This is a genomic window from Ilumatobacter sp., assembly GCF_041688325.1.
Taxonomy (GTDB): Bacteria; Actinomycetota; Acidimicrobiia; order Acidimicrobiales; family Ilumatobacteraceae; genus Ilumatobacter_A.
In genome coordinates this window covers 1-21,145 of the sequence record NZ_JBDNIJ010000026.1, presented here as the reverse complement: position 1 = coordinate 21,145, position 21,145 = coordinate 1, and the positions used below count along the sequence as shown (strand labels likewise).

At 63.5% G+C, this 21,145-nt stretch carries 14 protein-coding genes; 10 read left to right on the top strand and 4 right to left on the bottom strand.

Annotated elements, in window-relative coordinates; genetic code table 11:
- Nucleotides 1–252: 252 nt before the first annotated feature.
- Nucleotides 253–1,032, top strand: coding sequence for an enoyl-CoA hydratase/isomerase family protein (locus tag ACH2EI_RS02135; RefSeq protein WP_395152664.1), 780 nt, complete (start codon nt 253–255; stop codon nt 1,030–1,032).
- Here ACH2EI_RS02135 and ACH2EI_RS02130 read toward each other — a convergent pair.
- Nucleotides 1,002–2,384, bottom strand: a complete 1,383-nt coding sequence (locus ACH2EI_RS02130) for a M20/M25/M40 family metallo-hydrolase (RefSeq protein ID WP_395152663.1) — start codon at nt 2,382–2,384, stop codon at nt 1,002–1,004. The genes ACH2EI_RS02135 and ACH2EI_RS02130 overlap by 31 nt on opposite strands.
- A gap of 47 nt (nt 2,385–2,431) precedes the next feature.
- The gene (gene hrpA, locus ACH2EI_RS02125; protein WP_395152662.1) at nt 2,432–6,304 is read right to left on the bottom strand and encodes an ATP-dependent RNA helicase HrpA; all 3,873 of its coding nucleotides are present in this window, start codon (nt 6,302–6,304) and stop codon (nt 2,432–2,434) included.
- Nucleotides 6,305–6,437: 133 nt separating this feature from the next.
- Between hrpA and ACH2EI_RS02120 the strand changes: the two genes are divergently transcribed.
- Both ACH2EI_RS02120 and ACH2EI_RS02115 read left to right on the top strand, forming a co-directional pair.
- A complete protein-coding gene (locus ACH2EI_RS02120) occupies nt 6,438–7,031 on the top strand; it encodes a PH domain-containing protein (RefSeq protein WP_395159000.1) in 594 nt (197 codons plus the stop codon).
- Complete coding sequence (locus ACH2EI_RS02115) at nt 7,028–8,449, top strand: PH domain-containing protein (protein WP_395152660.1); 1,422 nt, start codon at nt 7,028–7,030, stop codon at nt 8,447–8,449. Before ACH2EI_RS02120 ends, ACH2EI_RS02115 begins: the two co-directional genes overlap by 4 nt.
- A 137-nt stretch (nt 8,450–8,586) precedes the next feature.
- On the opposite strand, the gene ACH2EI_RS02110 is transcribed toward ACH2EI_RS02115, so the two are convergent.
- Nucleotides 8,587–9,354: a glucose 1-dehydrogenase gene (locus ACH2EI_RS02110; protein WP_395152659.1), complete on the bottom strand. Its 768-nt coding sequence runs from the start codon at nt 9,352–9,354 to the stop codon at nt 8,587–8,589.
- 86 nt (nt 9,355–9,440) lie between these two features.
- On the opposite strand from ACH2EI_RS02110, the gene ACH2EI_RS02105 reads away from it, so the two are divergent.
- Together ACH2EI_RS02105 and ACH2EI_RS02100 are read left to right on the top strand one after the other, a co-directional pair.
- Nucleotides 9,441–9,992, top strand: coding sequence for a MarR family winged helix-turn-helix transcriptional regulator (locus ACH2EI_RS02105; protein ID WP_395158998.1), 552 nt, complete (start codon nt 9,441–9,443; stop codon nt 9,990–9,992).
- Between the two features lie 109 nt (nt 9,993–10,101).
- On the top strand, nt 10,102–11,586 hold the full coding sequence (locus tag ACH2EI_RS02100) for an MDR family MFS transporter (protein ID WP_395158996.1): 1,485 nt from the start codon (nt 10,102–10,104) through the stop codon (nt 11,584–11,586).
- Here ACH2EI_RS02100 and ACH2EI_RS02095 read toward each other — a convergent pair.
- Nucleotides 11,538–12,365, bottom strand: coding sequence for a phosphodiesterase (locus ACH2EI_RS02095; protein WP_395152656.1), 828 nt, complete (start codon nt 12,363–12,365; stop codon nt 11,538–11,540). The two genes, ACH2EI_RS02100 and ACH2EI_RS02095, sit on opposite strands and share 49 nt — an antisense overlap.
- Before the next feature lie 383 nt (nt 12,366–12,748).
- On the opposite strand from ACH2EI_RS02095, the gene ACH2EI_RS02090 reads away from it, so the two are divergent.
- The 5 genes from ACH2EI_RS02090 to ACH2EI_RS02070 all read left to right on the top strand — a co-directional run bounded on the left by ACH2EI_RS02090 (nt 12,749) and on the right by ACH2EI_RS02070 (nt 20,954).
- Complete coding sequence (locus tag ACH2EI_RS02090) at nt 12,749–15,328, top strand: hypothetical protein (protein ID WP_395158994.1); 2,580 nt, start codon at nt 12,749–12,751, stop codon at nt 15,326–15,328.
- A 66-nt stretch (nt 15,329–15,394) separates the two neighbouring features.
- Nucleotides 15,395–16,372 carry a Gfo/Idh/MocA family protein gene (locus ACH2EI_RS02085; protein ID WP_395158992.1) on the top strand — a complete coding sequence of 326 codons (978 nt, stop codon included), beginning with the start codon at nt 15,395–15,397 and terminating at the stop codon, nt 16,370–16,372.
- A 102-nt stretch (nt 16,373–16,474) separates the two neighbouring features.
- On the top strand, nt 16,475–17,959 hold the full coding sequence (locus ACH2EI_RS02080) for a TldD/PmbA family protein (protein ID WP_395152653.1): 1,485 nt from the start codon (nt 16,475–16,477) through the stop codon (nt 17,957–17,959).
- Complete coding sequence (locus tag ACH2EI_RS02075) at nt 17,956–19,314, top strand: metallopeptidase TldD-related protein (protein WP_395152652.1); 1,359 nt, start codon at nt 17,956–17,958, stop codon at nt 19,312–19,314. Before ACH2EI_RS02080 ends, ACH2EI_RS02075 begins: the two co-directional genes overlap by 4 nt.
- A gap of 239 nt (nt 19,315–19,553) precedes the next feature.
- On the top strand, nt 19,554–20,954 hold the full coding sequence (locus ACH2EI_RS02070) for a TM0106 family RecB-like putative nuclease (RefSeq protein WP_395158990.1): 1,401 nt from the start codon (nt 19,554–19,556) through the stop codon (nt 20,952–20,954).
- Nucleotides 20,955–21,145 lie beyond the last annotated feature (191 nt).

Genomic DNA, 21,145 nt, shown 5'->3' with positions numbered 1-21,145 from the left:
TAGCGCCCAAATGCACATCGCCCGGATGCTCAAACGGGGCGAAGCCACCGAAGTCGAGCCCGGCCGCTACCAGAGAAGCTGACGCCGATTTCACACCGGGACCGGAGTGCTTGTCACACCCGGTTGTCACACTTTGGTCTGACCTGGGCGTGACACACCTGGGCGTGACATGGGCATGACAGGCACAGCAGCTTCGCTTGGTTGCCGGCGGTCTGATCGGAATGCGGCACGGCGTGTGTGCGAACGTTGGCGATGCCTGAGTTCACGACCCTGCGCGCCGAAGTAGCCGACCGGATCGGCCGACTGACACTCACCCAACCCAAGCAACTCAACCCACTCGGCGTCGTACCGCTCGCTGAGATCGCCCAGGCTGCCGCCTGGTTCGACACGACCGATGCGGTCGTCGTCATCGTCACGGGTGAGGGCCGCGCCTTCTCATCGGGCTTCGACCTCCGGGAGTTTGCGGGCCAGGGCGAAAACGGCGTCTCGGCTCGTGAGCAGGCCGACCTCGGACGGCTGATGGCCGAGGCAATGGAGCGAATGTCTGCCTTGTCGATCGCCGCGATCAAGGGGCCATGCGTCGGCGGTGGCGTTGTTTTAGCCGGTGTGTGTGATCTCCGAATTGCTGCTGACGACACGGTCTTTTCGATTCCCGAGGTCGACCTCGGCATTCCGCTCGCCTGGGGCGGTATACCGCGCCTCGTCCGCGAGATCGGCCCAGCAATCACACGCGAGCTGGTCCTCACCTGCCGGCCCTTCGACGCCGAAGAAGCTCGTTCAATCGGATTCCTCAACCGGGTCGTTCCGCGCGCCGACCTCGAGTCAGCTGTCGACGAACTCGCCACCTCAATCGCAAGCAAGGCACCGTCAGTCGTGCGCGCCACCAAGCGTCAGGTCAACGTGGTACTCGAGAACATGGCAGCGACTGGTGGTGCATGGAGCGATGCCGACCTGCTCGGGGCCGCAATGGCGGACCCCGAAGCGAAGGATGCGGCGCGCCGCTACTTGGCCAACAGGTCGCGACAGACCTGATCCCACAGACGGGTCGTCAGCGCCAACGACTCGACATCAATACGCTCGTTGTGACCGTGGAACCGGGAGCCAAACTCGCTGGAGTCAAGTGACGGGCTGAGCAGCCCGGCACCGTAGGCAACTGCACCCATCTCGCGGTAGATCCGCGAATCGGTGAACCCCACGATCATCTGCGGCGTCAGCGTGGCAGTCGGGAACGGCACATTGACCGCACGGTGCAGCGCATCCCACAGCGGCGTGTCGATCCGACTGATCGATGATTCGTCGTTCATCATCGACTCGACCTCGACATGGTCAGCGAGGTCGCCGAGTGCATCGCGCAGGTGCGCCGCGACCTCGTCGGGTCCGTCGCCCGGCAGCGTGCGCACATCGACTTCGATGACCACGGTGTCGGGCACAACGTTCGTCTTCATCAACCCGCCGTCGAGCAGATTTGGTGAAAACGTCGTGTGCGTGCAGGCATGGAGGTACGCCGCGAGTTTGGGGACCGGCAGGTCGTCGAGGAAGCCGTCAATTTTTGATTCGTCAAGCAGTGCATCAGCCCACTCCGGCGTGAGACCGAGCGTGTCGACTCGGGTCCGCCACAGTTCGGTGAATCGGGGCTTCGATCGGTAGTCGGCAAGTCGTTGGACCACTCCGGCCGCTTTGACCAGCGCGTTATCACCGCGGAACGGTGTCGAGCCATGGCCCGGTGTGCCACGCACGGTGAGTCGGCGCCAGGCAACACCTTTTTCGGCGACGTTCACGCTGATGAAGGGCGACTCGGCTGGGCCAGAGTGGATGCCACCGTTCTCGGTCAGCACGTAGTCGGCACGCATGGAGTCGGCGTGGTTGTCAGCCATCCAACGGGCGCCATATGTGCTCCCGGCTTCCTCGTCGGCGACGCCAAAATAGATGAGGTCGCCGGTCGGCTTAAAGCGGCCGGCGGCAGCGTCGTCGGCCAGATGGCGGAACGCGACGGCCATCGACGCGGTGAGGTTGAGCATGTCGACAGCACCGCGGCCCCACACCTCATCCACGCCCTCTGGTGATGTGATCAACTCACCACCGAACGGGTCGTTGTCCCAGCCGTCACGATTGACCGGCACAACGTCCGTGTGGCCCATCAGGCAGAGGCTGGGAGCGTTCGGGTCGGAGCCTTCGATGCGGCCGATGATCGACATCCGATCAGCAGTCGGCCCGAACCGCTCGACGACCACGCCGGGCCCTTCGATCACGCCCTGAAGGACATCGGCGTTGCGAGTCTCGTGACCCGATTCAGCAGTCCCGTCGTTGACACACTCGTTACGAATCAGCGTCTGCAACAGCGCAACGGTGTTGGCGGTCAGCGGGTCGAGTTCACGATCGTCCATGCCGCAATTCTCGCAGAGGACGACCTGGTGCCTGGCACCGTGTCGTCCTACCCGCCGAGGCGTTGCAGTGCGGTAGAAATCCGTTTCACACTCACCTGGCCACGGGCGCCAACCGCTTGCGCGAACACGCTGACGCGCAACTCTTCGAGCTCCCATGCCAGCGCGGCGATCGCAGGTGTCATCTCGCTCGCCGGGATTCGATCCAACAGCGCCGAGTATCGGGCCTCGATCGGGACGACTTCATCCATCCGACGGCGATCTCGCTCGACCGTGCCGGCGAGCCCGTCGAGTCGTGCCGAGATGGCCCGTACGTACCGAGCGATCTCTGGGAGTTGGTTGATTCCTGTGTTGAACACGAAGCCAGGCCGGACCAGCCGACCGAGGTGTTGGTTGGCGTCTTCGACCGATCGTTGCAACGTTCCAGCTCGGAGGGCTGCCAGTTTCGCGTGCACGGCACCGGTCGCAGCGACCGCGGCGGTGGCCTGTACGAGCGCATCGCGTGCGAGCGCCGGCGACGCCTTCTTGACGTGCTGCCGCAATGACTCGAAGTCGGCTTCGGCCCACGGTAGTTGGCCGCCCGTCCGGAGGTGTTCGTCGAGGAGGTGATCGACAGCAGCAGCGATGCAGTCGTCGGCCAGCGCAGCGATCGACATGTCGGCCGTCGCCAGGGCCAGACGCCCCGCGTTTGTCAGCAGTCGTTCGACCACGTTGCGGCTCGGCGCTGCCGTCAACAGCAGCAGTCGACGGACGCCGCCGCGCATCGCGCGCTGCTGCACCGAAGCGCTGGTGACAACGCGCAGCGCCACGCTGTTGCCGGTGTCCAGCAAGGTCGGGTAAGCCAATACGTCGAACGCAAGGTCAGACGACGCGACAACGCGTTCGAGATCGCCAAAGTCCCAGCTCGTGATGTTGCGACGTTCCTCGATCGGCGCTGCGGCCGCGATCGACTGACGTGACGCGCCGACTTGGCGGGCTTTGATCGCTGCGAGGTCGACGCCGACATCGACGACATCGGTCGAACCGTCGACCTCAGTACTGATCACGAAGTTCATCTTCAGGTAGTCATCGAGTACCGCGGGGTTGAACACCGACGGATCGATGCGCAGACCTGAGGCCCGTGTCAGGCCCACCGCAACAGCGTGGAGAAACGGGATCGAACCCGCCTCGAATTGCCGCACACGTTCGATCGTTCCCTCGACCATCTCGGCCATCGGCCCGAGCTGACGACGCACATCCTTCTGGACCGATCGGACCAGCATGGCAACGATCTCAGGTCGGTGCCCAGCGATCTGCCAGGCGAAGCCCGCCGGTTCGATCTGGTTGAGGGCGTTCAGCGGGATATGCACCGTGACACCGTCGAGCGGCTCGCCAGGGGCATACCGATACGTGAGTGGCAGCTCGATGTCGCCGTGCCGCCAGACGTCCGGAAAGTCATCGAGCCTGATCCCTGCCCCGTGTTCACGATCGGCAAGCATCTCGTCGGTCAGGTCGAGGAGCCGACCATCGCTCTGCCGCTCGGCTTTCCACCACCGGTCGAAACGGCGCGTGTCGGTCACGTCGGCGTCGACCCGGCCGTTAAAGAAGTCAAACAGCATTTCGTCGTCGACGAGTTCGACGCGGCGTACCCGTGCTGCCATCTGTCGCACCCGGTCGAGGAACTCCTGGTTCCGTTGCACGAACTTCTGATGGCTACTCCACTCCCCTTCAACCAATGCCTTCTGGATGAACATCGCGCGTGCGCCATCGATGTCGATCTGGTCGTAGCCGATGATCCGATCAGTGACAATCGGGATACCGAAAAGCGTGACCTGCTCGACGCACACCGCCCGGCCACCCTTGGCGTCCCATCGGGGTTCGCCGAACGACTTCTTGACCAAGTGCTCGGCCGACTTCTCGATCCACTCGGGCTCGATCGCTGCAACCCTGCGGGCGTACAGCCGGTTGGTCTCGACCAGTTCGGCAGCCATCACCCAGTCGGGCTGCTTGCGACCAATGACCGATCCGCGGGCAATCACGAACCGGGCGTCCCGCGCCCCGCGGTACTCGCGTGTCTCACGATCACGCATGCCAATCTGAGAGAGAAGCCCGGCAAGCAGTGCCCGATGAACGTGATCTGGGTGGCTCTCTGTGAGCCCCGCACCCGGCCTGATTTTCAGCTCACCGGCAACCCGGCGGAGCTGACTGTAGAGGTCGGTCCACTCGCGAACCCGCAGGTAGTTGAGGTACTCCGTGCGACACATCCGTCGGAACTGGTTGCCAGACAACTCACGCTGCTTGAGGCGCAGGTAGTCCCACAGTGCCACGAGCGACAGCAGGTCGGAGCCATCGACCTTAAATCGATTGTGGAACTCGTTGGCCTGTTCGATCTTTTCCTGCGGACGCTCTCGCGGGTCTTGAATCGACAGTGCCGAAGCAATGACGAGTACCTCGCGGACACAACCCAGGTCGTCGGCTTCGAGCACCATTCGCCCGAGCCGAGGGTCGACCGGCAGCTTTGCGAGGTCACGCCCAATCGAGGTGAGCTCGCGTTCGGTGACGCCGCGTTCGGCCGGAACAATTGCGGCCAGCTCTTCGAGGAGCGCGTAGCCGTCGCGAATCATCGACGAGTCGGGCGGCTCAACGAACGGGAAGTTGCCAACGTCGCCGAGCCCGATCGCGGTCATCTGCAAGATGACGGAGGCCAGGTTGGTTCGCAAGATTTCCGGGTCGGTGAACTCGGGCCGTTCGACGAACTCATCTTCCGCGAACAGGCGTATGGCAATGCCCGGAGCAACTCGGCCACAACGACCGGAGCGCTGGTTTGCTGAGGCTTGCGACACGGGTTCAATCGGTAGCCGCTGCACCTTGAGTCGCTTGCTGTATCGAGACACACGGGCCGTGCCCGTGTCGACGACGTATCGCACGCCCGGCACGGTCAGCGAGGTCTCAGCCACGTTGGTTGCCAGCACGACGCGCTGTTTGCCGGACGGTTTGAACACCCGCTGCTGCTCCGCTGACGACAGCCGCGCGTAGAGCGGCAGGATCTCGAGCGGCCTGGCTCGACCTGCCTGGTCGCGCCTCAACGCATCGGCCGTGTCGTGGATCTCGCGCTCGCCCGAGAGGAACACGAGGACGTCGCCGTCGCCAGCTCGGGTGAGTTCGTCGACGGCGTCGAGCACGGCCTGCACCTGATCACGGCGGTCGTCGGGGTCCTCTTCGTTGTCCGGCCCATAGGGGCGGTAGCGAACCTCCACCGGGAACGTCCGACCCACGACTTCGATGATTGGAGCAGGAATGAGTGCACCATTCGGGTCGTCCGGCGGTGGCGCAGAGAAGTGCTCGGCAAATCGAGTTGTGTCGATGGTGGCCGACGTGACGATCACCTTGAGATCGGGCCGCTTCGGCAACAGCTGTTTGAGGTAGCCGAGGATGAAGTCGATATTCAGGCTGCGCTCGTGCGCCTCGTCGATGATCAGCGTGTCGTATCTGCGCAACATTCGATCACGCTGAATCTCGGCCAGCAGGATGCCGTCGGTCATCACTTTGATCAGCGTCCGCTCACCCACCTGATCGGTGAAGCGGACCGTGTAACCGACGTCGTCGCCAAGTTTCGATCCGAGTTCGTCGGCAATGCGTTCGCCAATCGTGCGAGCAGCAACGCGGCGGGGCTGGGTGTGCCCGATCAGGCCGGCCACGCCGCGCCCCGCTTCCAGGCACAACTTTGGGATCTGGGTGCTCTTGCCAGAACCGGTCTCGCCGGCGACGATCACGACCTGATGCTCTCGAATCACCTCGAGCAGCTCATCGTGGCGTTCGGTGATCGGGAGGGACTCGGGGTACTTCAGTCGTTGTTCAGCGATGATCGCCGCAGCTGCCTGGGCGCGCGCTTCGGGATTCCCGCGCGATCGTTTCGATCGAGAACGTTCGGATCCTGACGCCAAGGCCGCCAGCCTGGCAGCTGCTCAGCCGACTGCCACGCGGAACGGCTGCAAGCGAACCCTTGTGAGGCGAAATGAACGCACCTCGCAGTGCCAGCGGCGACCGGATCCGCCAGGGCGTTGCTAGAAAGCAGGTATGGCCGATTCGTTCAGCAACGAACCGATCCCGACCGATCACCTCCCCCGGCTCAACGACGACGCATTCGTACCGGTCGATCCCCGCTACCTGCGAGTCAGCCTGGCTGGCGTTGTACTGGCGGCCACCCTCGTCGCCATCGGCACCGTGGCCATCGCGATTCAGGCCAATCAGAAGGTTCCGCCACTACTGATCGGCGGTGCCGTTCTCCTGCTGCTCGTGCTGGTGGCCGTCGTCCGAGTGCTCGAAGTGCGGCGGCTCGCCTATCAACTCCGCGAGCACGACCTGTCGCTGCGCAGCGGCGTGATCACCCACCGAGTCGAGTCGCTGCCGTTCAGCCGCATCCAGCATGTCAACGTCCGCCGCGGCCCGATCGAGCGGTCGCTGGGCCTCGCCACCCTGCAGGTGAGTACGGCCGGCCCCGACATCAGCATCCCCGGCCTCACTCAAGCCGATGCCGAGCGAATCAAACTGCTCGTCACCGAGCGCGCCGACGTGGTCAACGCTGACGATGCCGCGATCTCACCGCCAACCGATGCCGGGACCGCACCCCTCACCGACTTCACGTCGCCACCGCCACCGCCACCGGGATGATCGACCTCACCGCTCCGCAACGGCAGTCGCCGCTCGCGATCGTGTTCCTCGGACTGCGCATCTTCAGGTCGTTGGGCATCGCTCAACTCGTGTTCGTCGTGTTGCTCATCGTCCGCGCACCCTTCGGCGGGCCGGTGGTGGTAGTGCCGTTTGTGTTCATCGTCGGGTTCGGCGGATTCTCTGCGCTGGCATGGTGGCGCTACACATTCCAACTTGTCGACGGCGAGGTGGTGGTCACCAAAGGCGTCATCCGAGTCGTCCGACTGAACGTACCGATCGAACGAATTCAAAGCATCGCGATCGAGCAACAGCTGCTGCACCGAATCACCGGCCTGGTCAGAGTCACCGTCGACACTGCCGGCACCAAAGACGTTGAGTTCGCGATCGATGCGATCGCTCGGCCCGTGGCCGAGGAGCTGCAACGTCAAGCGGTCACCGCCGTTCCTGCTCCGAGACCCACCGACGGCACACTGCCTCCGCCGGTACTTGCCGAAGATCGGGTGGTTTTCACCCACGACAGACGCCGACTCCTCAAGATGGCACTGACGACGTCGCCACTCACGGGCCTCCTCGTCCTCGGCCCACTCTTTGCGCTCGGTGGCGACTTCTTCGACCGCGTGCGCGCTGGCGGGCCCGACAATGTGACCTTCCACTGGTGGTGGCTACCGATCGGGGCTGTCGTCTTCGTCGTCTTCAGTCTGATTCTGAACATTGTCCGGGTGTTCCTCCGAGATTGGCAGCTCACGCTCCGCTCGAGCCCCACCGGCCTGCGCCGCACCTCGGGCCTGCTCTCTCGAACAAGTACAGCGAGCAGCGTTGATCGAATCCAGATGGTCACCAGCGCCCAGAACCCGTTGCAACGACGGGCCGGGCTCCGCAGTGTCGGACTCACAACAGTCGGCCAAGGCGACCTCTCGCTCGGCGGTTGCGACGACGCCCAATTCGCCACGGTGGCGACACTGGCCGCGGTCACGCCGATCGATGCGCTGCAGCTCGACCGACGAATTCATCCCGCCGAGGTTTTCCTCGCGGTGCGTAATACGTCAGTGTTCTGCCTTGTCCTGGCCGGAGCGCTGTTTGCGCTCACCGGCTGGTGGTCGCTGCTGACGCTCAGTGCGATTCCACTCGTTTGGGTGACCAAACGAGTGGGTGTTGCCAACTTCCGGTGGGGGCTCCACGACGAACTCGCCAGCACGACCAGGGTCATCTCGTCAGCCACCCAACAGGCACTGCTCCACAAGACGAACACTGTTGATGTCACGCAGTCGATCTTCGAGCGGCGCCACGGGGTCGCCAAGCTGAGATTGACGACTGCAGCTGGAGCAGTCACGATCGGGATGATCCCCATCGCCGAAGCGAACGCGGTCCGCGACACCATCCTCCATGCCGTCGAGACAGATACGAGGCCCTGGATCTGACCACCCGCACATCGCAAGCAACGAAGCCAGCCGATGGGGCTTGCTGTATGTGTGACGGAGCGAGGGAGGGAATGAGAGAGAGAGAGAGAGAGAGAGAGACGGAGGGAAGGAAGGGGTCGTTGAGCGCGGCGGTTCAATCAGCCGGCCATGGTGAGTCCACCTGAGACGCTGACGACTTGGCCGGTGACGAAAGCGGCTGCGTCGCTCGCAAAGAACAGCACTGCGCCAGCGAGGTCATCTGGCTCGCCGAGACGTCCGATCGGGATGGCGCGGCGGAACGCCTCGCGTAGCTTCTCTGGATTGGCAGCAGCCTCGGTGACGCTCGCGAGGAGTGCCGTGTCGGTCGGGCCAGGACACACGACGTTGAACGTCACGCCGTGACGCGAATGCTCCCGGGCGAGTGTCTTCGAGAATGCGATGATGCCGGCCTTGCACGCGGCGTAGACCGCTTCGCCCGACGAACCCACACGGGCTGCATCTGAAGAGATGTTGACGACGCGGCCGCTGCCACGTTCGACCATGCCCGGCAAGACGGCATGGTGCATGTTGAGCGGCCCGATCAGATTGATGTCGATGAGTCGTGACCAGTCTTCGGGGACGGTTTCGAGAAACGGAACGAACAGGTCCCAGCCAGCGTTGTTGACGAGGACATCAACGGGCCCGAACGCTGCTGTCGTGCGCTCGACAGCTGCGTCAACCGAGGCACGTTCGGTGATGTCGCAGGTGACGGCGAGCGCTTCGGCACCGCCAGCACTCAACGCGTCTGCGACCACCCTGGCAGCGTCTTCGTCACGGTCGAGGACCGCGACGCTGGCGCCCTCGGCAGCAAATCCCCGGCATAACGCGCCGCCGATACCACCTCCTCCACCTGTCACGATCACAGTTTTGCCGTCGAATCTGTTCACTGAGACCTCCCTGCGTCATTTCTGACGATGTAGCATGATGTTGTCTTATTTGTCCATACAAACCTTATCACCCATGGGGAATTCGCATGTCTCAAACAAGCCAGACGTCGATTGTTGTCTCTGCACATAGAGACACTCCACGAGGTGCTCGCTTCGAGTTGGCGAACCTTCTGTTCTTCCGTCTCTATCAATGCGCCAATATGTTGCATAAAACCGGAACGAAGGCAGTTGAGTCGGAAGGGTTGACCACGCAACGCTGGGCCGTGCTCGGCGCGTTGTCGCGGTCAGAATCAGTCGACGGAATGGCAGTTGGCGACCTCGCAAGATTTCTGAAAGTCAGCCGTCAAAGCCTCGCCGGCGTGGTTGGCCGGCTTGAAACCGACGGACTTGTCGGGAGTGAACCAGACCCGACAGATGGGAGGTCCCGGCGATTTCGGCTGACCAAGCGCGGTCGCGAACGCTGGCACGATCGAACACTTCCACTGATCGATGGCTACTACGCACAAGCTGCTGCAGGTTTATCGATCGAAGATATGAGTCATGCGTTGCACTACGTCAGCCGACTGCTCGAAAACATGACCGACATCGACAACAACGATGAACATCAGAGCGCCGCAACTACTCGGGAGACCCCATGAACCGAGGTTCAGCCCGCAGAAGCTGAGAACCGCCACGATGTGCGGCCGCCCCGAGCCGCTCGGTCCTTCGAAGCGTCGGCGTGGGCTCTGAGCTCGTAGCGTCCGCTCCGTGCTGTATCGGACGCGAGTGATGGTCGTCTACGTCCTCGCCGTCTTCATGACGGTCATGGACGGCACAATGATCAACGTTGCGTTGCCGACGCTGGCCAAGGAGTTTGGCGTCGCATCCACCGACATCGAGTGGGTGGCCGTTGGCTACCTATTGAGCCTCGCTGCGATGATTCCGGTTGCAGGCTGGCTTGCTGATCGTTTCGGATCCAAGCGAGTCTTCGTCACTGCACTGGCAGTCTTTGTCGCCATCTCGTTGGCATGTGGTGCCGCGCAGACACTCGATCAACTGGTCGCACTACGCGTTTTGCAGGGCATCGGTGGCGGCCTGCTCACCCCCGTCGGAAGCGCCATGCTGTTCCGTGCGTATCCGATGGCCGAACGCGCGAAAGCGGCCATCGGAGTGCTCAGCGTCGTCGTCATCGCACCGGCGATCGGGCCGGTGCTCGGCGGCATCCTCGTCGACCACGCGTCATGGCGATGGATCTTTTTCATCAACGGCCCAATGGGTGCAGCAGCCATCGCACTCGGCGTGCTGTGGCTCCGAGGTCGTGCCACCGACGACTCGACCGAGGGAGTTGCCGGACGGTTCGACACTGCCGGATTCTTGCTGTCGGCCATTGCGGTCAGCGTGCTCATCTACACCCTCACCATTGGCCCGGACGAGGGCTGGGCGTCTCCCAAGGTCCTCGGGCTCGCCGCGGTCGGCATCGTTGCCGCAGTGTCACTTGTCATTGTCGAACTCCGCCATGAACAGCCGATGCTGAAGCTCCGATTGCTCCAGGATCGGCACTTCCAAACCATCAACATCTTGGCCCCGTTCGTGTACGCCGGATTCTTCGGATGGATCATCGTCCTTCCGCTGTATCTGCAGACACTGCGCGGGTTCTCGGCCACAGCGAGCGGCCTCGTGCAGGCCCCGCAGGCCGCCGGCATCTTCCTGCTTTCGAACCTGCTGGGTCGGCGCCTCTACCGAGTGATCGGCCCACGCCGACTGATGGTTGTTGGTTCTGCCTTGACCGCCATCTTCACGGCATCGTTCGCGCTTGCCACACTCGACACACCGGTACAGGTGCTCGGTGCACTCTCATTCGGACGTGGCGCGTCGGTCGGCTTGGTGTTCGTGTCGATCCAAACAGCGGTCTACGCCACGACATCGCTCGCCGACACCGGGCGGGCAACATCGGTGTTCAACACAGTGCGCCAGATCGCCTACACGGGCGGCGTCGCCATCGCTGTCACCGTCATCGCCGCACGACTGTCGTCGGTGGGCGGCGATGCCGCTCCAGCAGCCGATCGGCTCGGCGCGTATCAGGAAGGGTTTCTCATATGCGGCCTCCTCATCGTGCCGGCCATCGCGATCAGTCTTCGCTTGCGTGACGACGATGTCGCTGCAACCCGAGGGCTTCCGTCTGCACCGGCTCCTGACAGATCGGCTCAGTCGGACCAATCCGGTTCGAACGCCAATCGGCCAGTGTCGACGTAACGGGTGTGCCCGACAATGGCCCAGTCAGCGTGCTCGGCGTCATCTGGCGAAATTGCCAGCAGCCGGTAGCCGATCGGGTCCAGGATGACGCGTGGTGGTGCGTCAGTGGCCAAGTCGAGTGCGACGTGAACGGCCGTCGACGGACCGACTTCTGCAAGATGCCCACCGACGATGGCCGTCATCGGCCGGTGCAGATGGCCGCACAAAATGCGATCGATGCGATGTGCCGAGATGACCTCGATGAATGCATCCAGACCGATAAAACCACCCTCGTCCATCCAGCCGATGCCCGACGTGAATGGTGGGTGGTGCATGGCCAGAATTGTCGGCCCGGTGTGATCGGCGCCGAGCGCTGCATCGAGCCACCCGAGCCGTTCTGCGTCGAGTTCTGCACCTGACTCGCCTGCCCGCGTGGAGTCGAGACCAACGATCCGCACCGTGCCGACGTTGGCCACCCAGCTGCTGTGTTCAGCATCAGCCCACGGGTGCTTGGGGAAGCAAACGCGCAGCAACTTCCCCTCGTCGTGATTCCCCGGCAGCGGAAGTACCGGCGCCGAGAGCGGCGCGAGTAAGTCGGCCAGTTCCTCGTACTCGCGAGGCGCACCCCACTGAGCAAGGTCACCGGTGGCAATCACGGCGTCGACTCGAGGTGACTCTGCGTTGATCGACGCGACCGCAGCGGCCAATCGAGCGTTGTGATCGGCGTACAGCACCTCGGTCGTTGCAGGATCGGTGACATGCGTGTCGGTCAACTGTGCAAGCAATGTCAGGTCACGCATTGCGGCCTCCGGCGACGATCAAAACATGGGCGGAGACGGCTGCACTGCCGAGCGACGGGTGAAGGTGCACTGCCTCAGACTACGAACTTGGGCGACAGCTCGGCGCGATTTGGGGGAACCGAGGATTCGTGGACGGTTCGACGGACCAGCCTGCTGACCGATGCCAGGATCGCCGCGCTGCGACGAGCAGAAAAGTGTCGTTGCTGCCGACGTCCTGGACCGCTCCAAGAGGGACAAGGGGTGGGACGGTCGGGATCGAGAGGGGTGGGACGGTCGGGATCGAGAGGGATGGGACGGTCAAAACCCCTGGTCCTAGGAAGATTTCAACGGCCTGCACACCCCCTTCCGCTCAAGGCCAACGAAAAACGCGCCGATACGGACGCATGGCTGTCATGCGCCCAGCGCTCACCGATTTCGAGCATTTGCTCAAACCGCTCACCACTGCGGCAGTTCTCGTGGCGCAGGCGCTCAGCAGTTTGGACGGGTGCTGGACGGTGTACACCCAACCTCGCTTGGGCCTCGACATCATCGACTTTCTCGCCGTTCATGACGAGTACGGAGTCGCCGCGATCACCGCGCTCGACTGGGCGCCCGGAACGCACCGTGTGACGGGTGATGGCGTCCTCCGGGCCACTGATGCAGCCGGCTTCGAGATATCGATCTCCGACAGTCCGCGCTGCGCAGCCCACCGGAACCGCAATAACATCTTCGACCGCTCGTTCGCACTCCCGTCCGACGGCGCGGAGCCGACCCAGGTGGTCCGCGCCGCAGTTATTGCTCCGCTGCTCTCCGACGCCGAAGCCAACCAACTCCTCGACGCTCGGCGCAGCCACGACTCACACCAACACGTCGAGGTGTGGGGCGCCGAGTCGCTGGGCTCGCAGCTCGAGCGAATCCTCGTCGGCACCGGCTGCCCCGTTCCGCTCCCGCAGTCAATCGCTCGGGTCCGTCAGCTCATTGCCCCGTCCGAACGTCCCGCTGCACGCGGCGTGACAGCGCAGCGCAGCGCCAACGTCTACGAGATTGAGGTCAACCCGGACAACGTCGCCGTACGTCGCTACCGAGGGGCAGCCGGCTCCGGCAAGTCGTTCGGACTCGCTGCACGCGCTGCTCGACTTGCCGCTCAGGGCCAACGCGTCCTCGTCCTTTCGTTCAACGTCACGTTGTCGAATCATCTCTCAGCGCTCGTCTTGGACCGCTGCCTGGAGTACGGCGCGAATCCGACAAGTGTGACCTGTACGAACTTCCACTCCTACTGCACACGAGTGGTGGAGGACGCCGAAATCCACGGGTACGCAACCAGCGCTCCCAAGGGTGCCAGTTGGACGCAGGCAATCGTCTCGAAGGCATTGGTCGCGCTGGAAGCCGGCTACGAGGACCGCTACGACGCAGTGTTGATCGACGAGGGGCAAGACTTTACGGTTCGCTGGTGGGACCTGCTGCACAGTTACACGGTGGTTGCTGGCGGCGAGATGTTGCTGATGACCGATCCGACGCTCGACCTCTACGAACGAAATGCATGGGTCGACGAGGCCCAGATGCAGGCGGCTGGATTTTTGCACCCGTGGGTCGAGCTCACGGGCTCGTACCGCATGCCGAACGACCTGATGAAACTCGCCAGCTCATTTGCTTTCGGCCACCTGACCGGCGATCGGCTCGCGCCGACTGTCGCAGCAGATCATGACGATGTTGCCGGCTCAATGGCCGGTTCGGTACGCCGGTGGTACACCATCGACCAGATCGGGGACATGGGCCTGGTCATCGGCATGGAAGTCGTTCGAGTCCTCCGCGAGAACCCCACGCTGTCCCCCAGCGACGTCACCTTCCTCTGCGACTACCACCACGACGGTGTCGCCGCAGCCCGAGAGATCGAAGCTGCGGGCTACCAGGTCCACCACATCTTTAGCCGCGACCCCGACGACGCCCGGCGTCGTCGCAAGTACCGATTCTCCCCCACCACAAACGCCGTCAAGGGGTCCACGATCCACAGCTTCAAGGGCTGGGAAACTCCCGCGCTCATCATGGGCATCGGTGTCGAAACCCGCTCGAAACGCGTTGCCTATGCATCCATGACCCGAGTGATAGGCAGCCCCGACCGCCCCGCTGTGATCTCGGTGGTCAGCACCGACAAGCGGCTCGACAGCTTCCGCGAGGAATTCATCGAAGGCTCCGCAATCACCCCAACGCAATCAGTTCCCGACCGAGTAACACCCGCTGCCCCTGCAGCGGCCCCTGCCCCGGCTTTCACTCCGGCTTTTACTCCGGCTTTTACTCCGGCTTTTACTCCTCTCCAGGCTCCTGCATGGTCGGCCACCGCTCACGCCCCGGCCGCACTCTCACTCGAACCCGCACTCTCATTCGAACCCGTCGTCGAACCCGCACGCGAACCCCAACCCGAACCAGCACTCGCACGCGAACCCGAACCAGCACTCGCACGCGCACCCGCACGCGAACCAGCACTCGCACGCGAACCCGAACCCGAACCCGAACCCGAACCCTCATGCGAACCAGCACTCGCACGCTCACTCGGACCCGCACTCGCACTCGTGCGCTCACTCGAACCCGCACTCTCACTCGCACTCGCACGCGCCCTGGCTGCAGATCCCCCCACAGCGACCGCTCGTGAAACGGCAGTTCCGTTTCAGATCGACAACTCGGGCCTCGTTCGGGCTCAACCGAACCGGCCACTCAGCGAGCCGACACAACCTGATGTCGTTCTGGCTCACGCTCCCGTCAATGTTCAAACCGCAGCACTGGTCTGTCCAGCTCCAACCGATCTCGAGTTCTTCGCTCAGCCGCCCTTCGCACAACAAGCCCTGAGACAACGGCCTGTCAACTTGCCGCCGCCGCCCCCACGATCTTCATCACCATCACCATCACCATCACCTGCACCTGCACCTGCACCTGCACCCGCACCTGCACCTGCACCCGCTCCATCGTGGGATGCACCGCCGATGGCGTAGCAGACCAGCTCACCTCCTCGCGGGCCCACCACCCCCGTTTCGAGGCCCATCGGCAAGACTCACGGTGTGGTACACCGCATCGGCATCATCGGCCTCGGAACCGTCGGCGCGCGCTTTGTCGACCAGTTCAACCTGCATGACGACTTCGACCTCGTCGCAGCCTGGGACCCAGATCGCGGCGCCTGCGCAGCACATTGCGACCGCGTCGCCATTGTCGATGACGCAGCAGCGGTCATCGCCCTTGTCGATGCCGTCTACATCGCTGTCCCACCGTTGTTCCATCGCGAATACGTTGCGGCCTGCGTCGCTGCCGACGTCGCAGTGTTCTGCGAGAAGCCGCTCGGCATCGACGTCGCCGAGAGCCGCGCCCTCGTCGAGTTGGTCGCCACAAGTGGTGTTCCGGCTGGCGTGAACTTCGTGTTCAGCGCATCGCCTTCAGCCGTCGAACTGGCAGAGCGCATTCAGCAGGGCACCATCGGCGACATCGTTCGGGGGGACCTGCGGCTGCACTTCGCCGAATGGCCGCGGGCGTGGCACGCCAAGGCGCAATGGTTGAAGCTCCGAGATCAGGGTGGCTGGATCCGCGAAGTCGTGTCCCACTTCCTCTTCGTCGCCAACCGGGTACTCGGACCCCTCACACTCGACCACGCCATCGTGACCTTTCCCGACGGAGCAGATGGCCAGCTCAGCGAGATTGACGCTCTGGCACGCCTGTCCACCCCCAACGGGACCCCACTGGTCATGATCGGTACAGGTGAAGGCGTCGGACCTGACGTGGTTGGCCTGACGATCCGTGGCACCATTGGCTCGCTCCGCCTCGTCGACTGGTACCACCTGCAGTCGAGCGACGGGGGCGACTGGCAGGACCTACTCGGCACCGACCGTGTCGAACTCGGTGCGAACGCCTACATCAGTCAACTCAACGAACTGTCGAAGATGCTCAGCGGCGACCCACATTCGATTGCCACGTTTGCTGAAGCACTGGCCGTCCAAGAGCTCGTCGAACAAATGCTCACACACAACACCAGCCAGAGTTTTGTGTGAGCGATACCGGGAACCGACGCCTCAATCGCTCACACAAAACTCGAGCTCGATCCCAGCCGCAAAACCAGGCAGGCTTCCCCACCTCGTCGTAGCCTTGTCGTCATGAGCGATTCCGCCACGGGCCTGCTGACCGAGCCAATTGTCGACACCGCCATCGCCGACCGGTTGCGGGCCGTGCTGCCCAACGATGTCGATTATGCGTCAGCGCGCGTCGTCGACGAACAGTCAGAGCATCTGATGGTCCGCCAGAACACCCTCGAGCCGATCTTCAACGAGTTCGACACCGGCGTGATGATCTCGATCTGGAACGGCGGCGGCCTCGGCTACGCAGCGACGGCTGATCTCTCCGATGCCGGCCTGCGCCGCGCCGTCGCCACTGCTCGCCACTGGGCCACCGTCACCGCCGGCAGCATGGTCACAGCAACACCACCGCCGCATCACCCGACTGGCACCTACCGCTCACCCGTCGAAGTCGACTGGGACACTCTTCCTCTCGATGCTCGGCTCGAGTTACTGCATCAGCAATCACGGTTGCTTGGCATCGACAAACGCATCGTCGACTGGTCAGCAAGCCTCACACGACGCAACGTCGACACGCTGCTGGTCACGCGTGGCCGCAACGGCGAGTCGGGTGAGGTCGAGCAGCGATTCAGGTTCGTCTACCCAGGCATGCGGGCCACGGCCAACGAGGGCACAAACACGCAGACCCGCACGTTCGGGGCCAACGCATTCTGTGGCCAGGGCGGCGCTGAAGTGCTGGGCCGATTCGGATTCGGCGATGCTGCCAACCGAGTCGCAAACGAAGCACTCGAACTCCTCACCGCGCCCAACTGCCCGAGCGGTGTGATGGACATCTTGCTCGCACCCGACCAGATGATCCTTCAGATCCACGAATCGATCGGCCATCCGCTCGAACTCGACAGGATCCTCGGCGACGAGCGCAACTACGCGGGCACCAGCTTCGTCACGCCCGATATGTTCGGGGAGTTCCAGTACGGCTCGGAACTGCTCAACGTGAGCTTCGACCCAACCGTGCCTGGCCAGCTCGCCAGCTATGGATTCGACGATGACGGCAGCCCAGCCACCAAGCAGTTGTTAATCGAGAACGGCGTGCTCAAGCGTGGCCTCGGCGGCGCAATCAGCCAGGAACGCAGCGGTCTCGATGGCGTGTCGAACTCACGAGCGGCAAGCTGGAATCGACCACCGATCGACCGGATGGCCAACCTCAACGTCGAGCCTGGCGACAGCACCGTCGACGAGCTGATCGGGTCGATCGAGAACGGCGTGTACATGCACACCAACAATTCCTGGTCGATCGACGACAGCCGCAACAAGTTTCAGTTCAACTGCGAATACGGCCAGAAGATCGAGAACGGTGAGATCGTCGGCACGGTCCGCAACCCCGGCTACCGGGGCATCAGCCGCAACTTCTGGACGAACCTCACCGGCGTCGCCGACAAGCACAGCTTCACCGTGATGGGCACGCCGAACTGTGGCAAGGGCGAGATGAACCAGATGATCGGCACCGGCCACGCGTCGCCAGCCTGCAAGTTCTCCGACATCGAAGTCTTCGGAGCCGAGGCATGAGCACCAGCACCAGCACCAGCACCAGGGGCCAGGCCACCTACTTCGACGAACTCGTCACGGCGGCGACGGCCAAGCTGCAGGGCAGCGAAGTACTGCTGGCCAACCTCGCAGGAGAGCACACCGACTTCATCCGCCTCAACAACAACGACGTACGCCAGGCCGGAACCGTCGACCAGCAAAAGCTGTCGATCGACCTGATCGACGGCAAGCGGCACGTCGGCGGGTCGATCAACCTGACCAGCGATCAAGCCAACGACGAAGCGCGACTCACCGCGCTGCTCGGCCAGCTCCGAGACCAGCGCCGACTCGTTGCCGATGACCCGTATCTCATGTACAACACCGAGCCGACGTCGACCGAGAGCATCAAGATCGGCAATATCCCGGCACCCGACGCCGCTCTCGCCGACATCCGCTCCGCAGGCCAGGGCAAGGACCTCGTCGGAATCTACGCATCAGGCGACACGTACAACGGCTTTGCCAACTCACTCGGTCAACGCAACTGGTTTCAGTCGTCGACGTTCAACCTTGACTGGTGCTTCTACCTGCGCGCCGACAAGGCCGCGAAGAATCTCTATGCGGGCTTCGATTGGAACGACGACGCGTTCGCTCGGAAGGTCGACTGGTCGGCCCAGCAGGTCGCTGCGCTCGCTCGCGATCCCAAGGACCTTGGGCCCGGCGAATACCGAACGTATCTCGCGCCTCGAGCGATGGAAGAAGTGATGTCGCTCCTCTCGTACTACGGCGCCTTCGGCAAGCGCGCCCACGAGACCAAACAGTCGCCTTTCCTCCGCATGCTGGCCGGCGACGCCACATTGTCGCCGCACGTCTCCATCAGCGAGAACACTGCCGGCGGCGTTGCTCCGAACTTCCAGTCGGCCGGCTTCGTCCGCCCCGACGCAGTCGACCTCGTCATCAACGGCAAGATCGGCGACACGCTCGTCTCGCCTCGTTCGGCACAGGAATATGGCGTCGCAACAAACGGCGCGCACAGCGGCGAGTACCCCGAGTCGCTCGCCATCGCCCCGGGTTCGATTCCGACCGACGGCGTCGCTGAGGCACTCGGCACCGGCCTCTTCGTTGGCAACCTCTGGTACACAAACTTCAGTGACATGTCGGCGTGCCGCACCACCGGCATGACTCGGTTCGCCACGTTCTGGATGGAGAGCGGCGAGATCGTCGCACCGGTCAACGTGCTGCGCTTCGACGACACGGCATTCAACATGCTCGGCACACAGCTCGAGGGCCTCACCGACGAGGCCGAAGTCCTCCTCGACCCGAGTACCTATATGGAACGCAGCACCGCCAGCGCCCGCCTCCCTGGTGCACTTCTCTCCAGTATGCGCTTCGTGCTCTGAGCTCAAACCGTTGAGCGACTGCAATCTCGGGACAATCCGGGGCGGAATCCGCCTTGTCTCGTCCCGAGTTCGTCGCCAGGGTCCGTGCGCTTTCCGGTGCTCAGACCCTCTGCCTTCCCCAACCCGGCAACGTAACCTGCGGTGATGACCCAGATCGATCGGCCGATGCTCGGTGCCTACGCCGAGCGGTCACGGATGCCGCACTCGCCGCTGGCACCCCGATCATCCTCGGTGCACTCATGCAACCCGACATCGATGCCGGAAGGCTCGGCGAAATCGACCTGCTGCTGGCCAGCGGTGACGCGATGCCATCGGGTGCCGCGGTCTATCTCCCGATCGACGTGAAGTCACATCGCTGCACATCGAACCTCAACGATGGCGACAATCCGGTGGGACCCGTACACGATCTGAATCTGCTCGATCCACGCGCGGTTCCCGGCCTCAGCCCCAAGTACCGCGAAGACGACTGCCTCCAACTCGCCCACTATCACCGGCTACTCCAAGCACACGGCAACGCCCCGGCCGACGATTCGAGCGTGCCAGTTCGTGGCGGGATCCTCGGCCCCGAACGCGTGGTCGCCTGGTTTGAGTTGGACACACCCAAGTTCAGCACCGTGACGCCGCAGGTCGCGCAAGACATAGACGGCACCGCGATCATTTCGTTCCACAATCGACGGCGATCGACCGCGCGCACCGCTCTTGATCGCTACGACTACGAGTTCGCATTTCGCCACCGCATCGTCGCAGCAGCCCGCGGGCGCGTCGATCGCTCAGCAACACCACCGGTGCTGCCGGTGCTGACGAAGGAATGCGCGCGTTGCCCGTGGCGCGACCCGTGCCGCGCCGACATGGAAGCCACCGACGACGTCTCGCTGGTCAACGGTGTCAACTACCCAGAGTGGCGCGTGCACCGGCACGTTGGGGTCATGACGGCAACCGACCTTGCTGCCCTCACGCCAGCACAAAACGAGGACCGCTACGCCGGCACGCCGCTCACGAAGAAGAACGTGACACAACAGGTGCAGCACGCTCAAGCCGCTGTTGCCGGCCATCCGATCGGGACAGCCAGCTGGGATCCCGCTTCGATTCCACGCGGAGACATTGAAATCGATCTCGACCTCGAGAACGCAGACTTCGTGTACCTCTGGGGCACACGGCTGACCCGAGTCCCTTTGTCATGGCCTGAGCACGCCGGCGCCTACGTCCCGTTCGTTTCGTTCGACCCGCTCGATACTGTCGGGGAGCGGGAACTCGTCGACGCCCTGTGGGCATGGCTCGACGGGCTCCGCCAGCGCGCCGCCAACGAGGGGCTCACGCTGCGCGTGTATTCGTATAGTTCGATCGAGGCCACCAAGCTTCGCCAAATCGGCCAGTCAGCCGAGATCAACGGCTTCCTGGCGTCAGATCAGTGGGTCGATCTGTTGCCACTGATGCGCGCCAAGTTCTGGGCCAACGACGGCCACGGGCTCAAGGTGATGGCCCGAGCCTCGGGCTTCGAATGGCGCGATGAAGATCCTGGCGGCTTCGCCAGCATCGGCTGGTACAACGACGCCCTTGGTGGAGTCAACCGAGCTGCCAACGTCAGTCGCATCCTCCAGTACAACGAGGACGACTGTGCAGCGACCGCCGCCCTGCGGTGATCGGGCAGCTTCGGCTCACCCAGAACAGCGACAAACCCGCCACGCCCAGCCCGCCCGATACTGAGGTCGACGCGGTAGCCCCGGGCTTCCCTGTGTTCCGCATTCACTCTCGCGCCTGAGCGAAGCGAGGTCGATGCGACTCAGTTGCTGGTCAGTGGCGGGGGTACATCGGTCGCCGCCTGCGATGCATC

Coding starts and splice junctions, on each gene's coding strand:
- ACH2EI_RS02135 (WP_395152664.1), top strand. CDS start 253: ATGCCTGAGTTCACGACCCTGCGCGCCGAAGTAGCCGACCGGATCGGC.
- ACH2EI_RS02130 (WP_395152663.1), bottom strand. CDS start 2,384: ATGGACGATCGTGAACTCGACCCGCTGACCGCCAACACCGTTGCGCTG.
- ACH2EI_RS02120 (WP_395159000.1), top strand. CDS start 6,438: ATGGCCGATTCGTTCAGCAACGAACCGATCCCGACCGATCACCTCCCC.
- ACH2EI_RS02115 (WP_395152660.1), top strand. CDS start 7,028: ATGATCGACCTCACCGCTCCGCAACGGCAGTCGCCGCTCGCGATCGTG.
- ACH2EI_RS02105 (WP_395158998.1), top strand. CDS start 9,441: ATGTCTCAAACAAGCCAGACGTCGATTGTTGTCTCTGCACATAGAGAC.
- ACH2EI_RS02095 (WP_395152656.1), bottom strand. CDS start 12,365: ATGCGTGACCTGACATTGCTTGCACAGTTGACCGACACGCATGTCACC.
- ACH2EI_RS02090 (WP_395158994.1), top strand. CDS start 12,749: ATGGCTGTCATGCGCCCAGCGCTCACCGATTTCGAGCATTTGCTCAAA.
- ACH2EI_RS02080 (WP_395152653.1), top strand. CDS start 16,475: ATGAGCGATTCCGCCACGGGCCTGCTGACCGAGCCAATTGTCGACACC.
- ACH2EI_RS02075 (WP_395152652.1), top strand. CDS start 17,956: ATGAGCACCAGCACCAGCACCAGCACCAGGGGCCAGGCCACCTACTTC.
- ACH2EI_RS02070 (WP_395158990.1), top strand. CDS start 19,554: ATGCAACCCGACATCGATGCCGGAAGGCTCGGCGAAATCGACCTGCTG.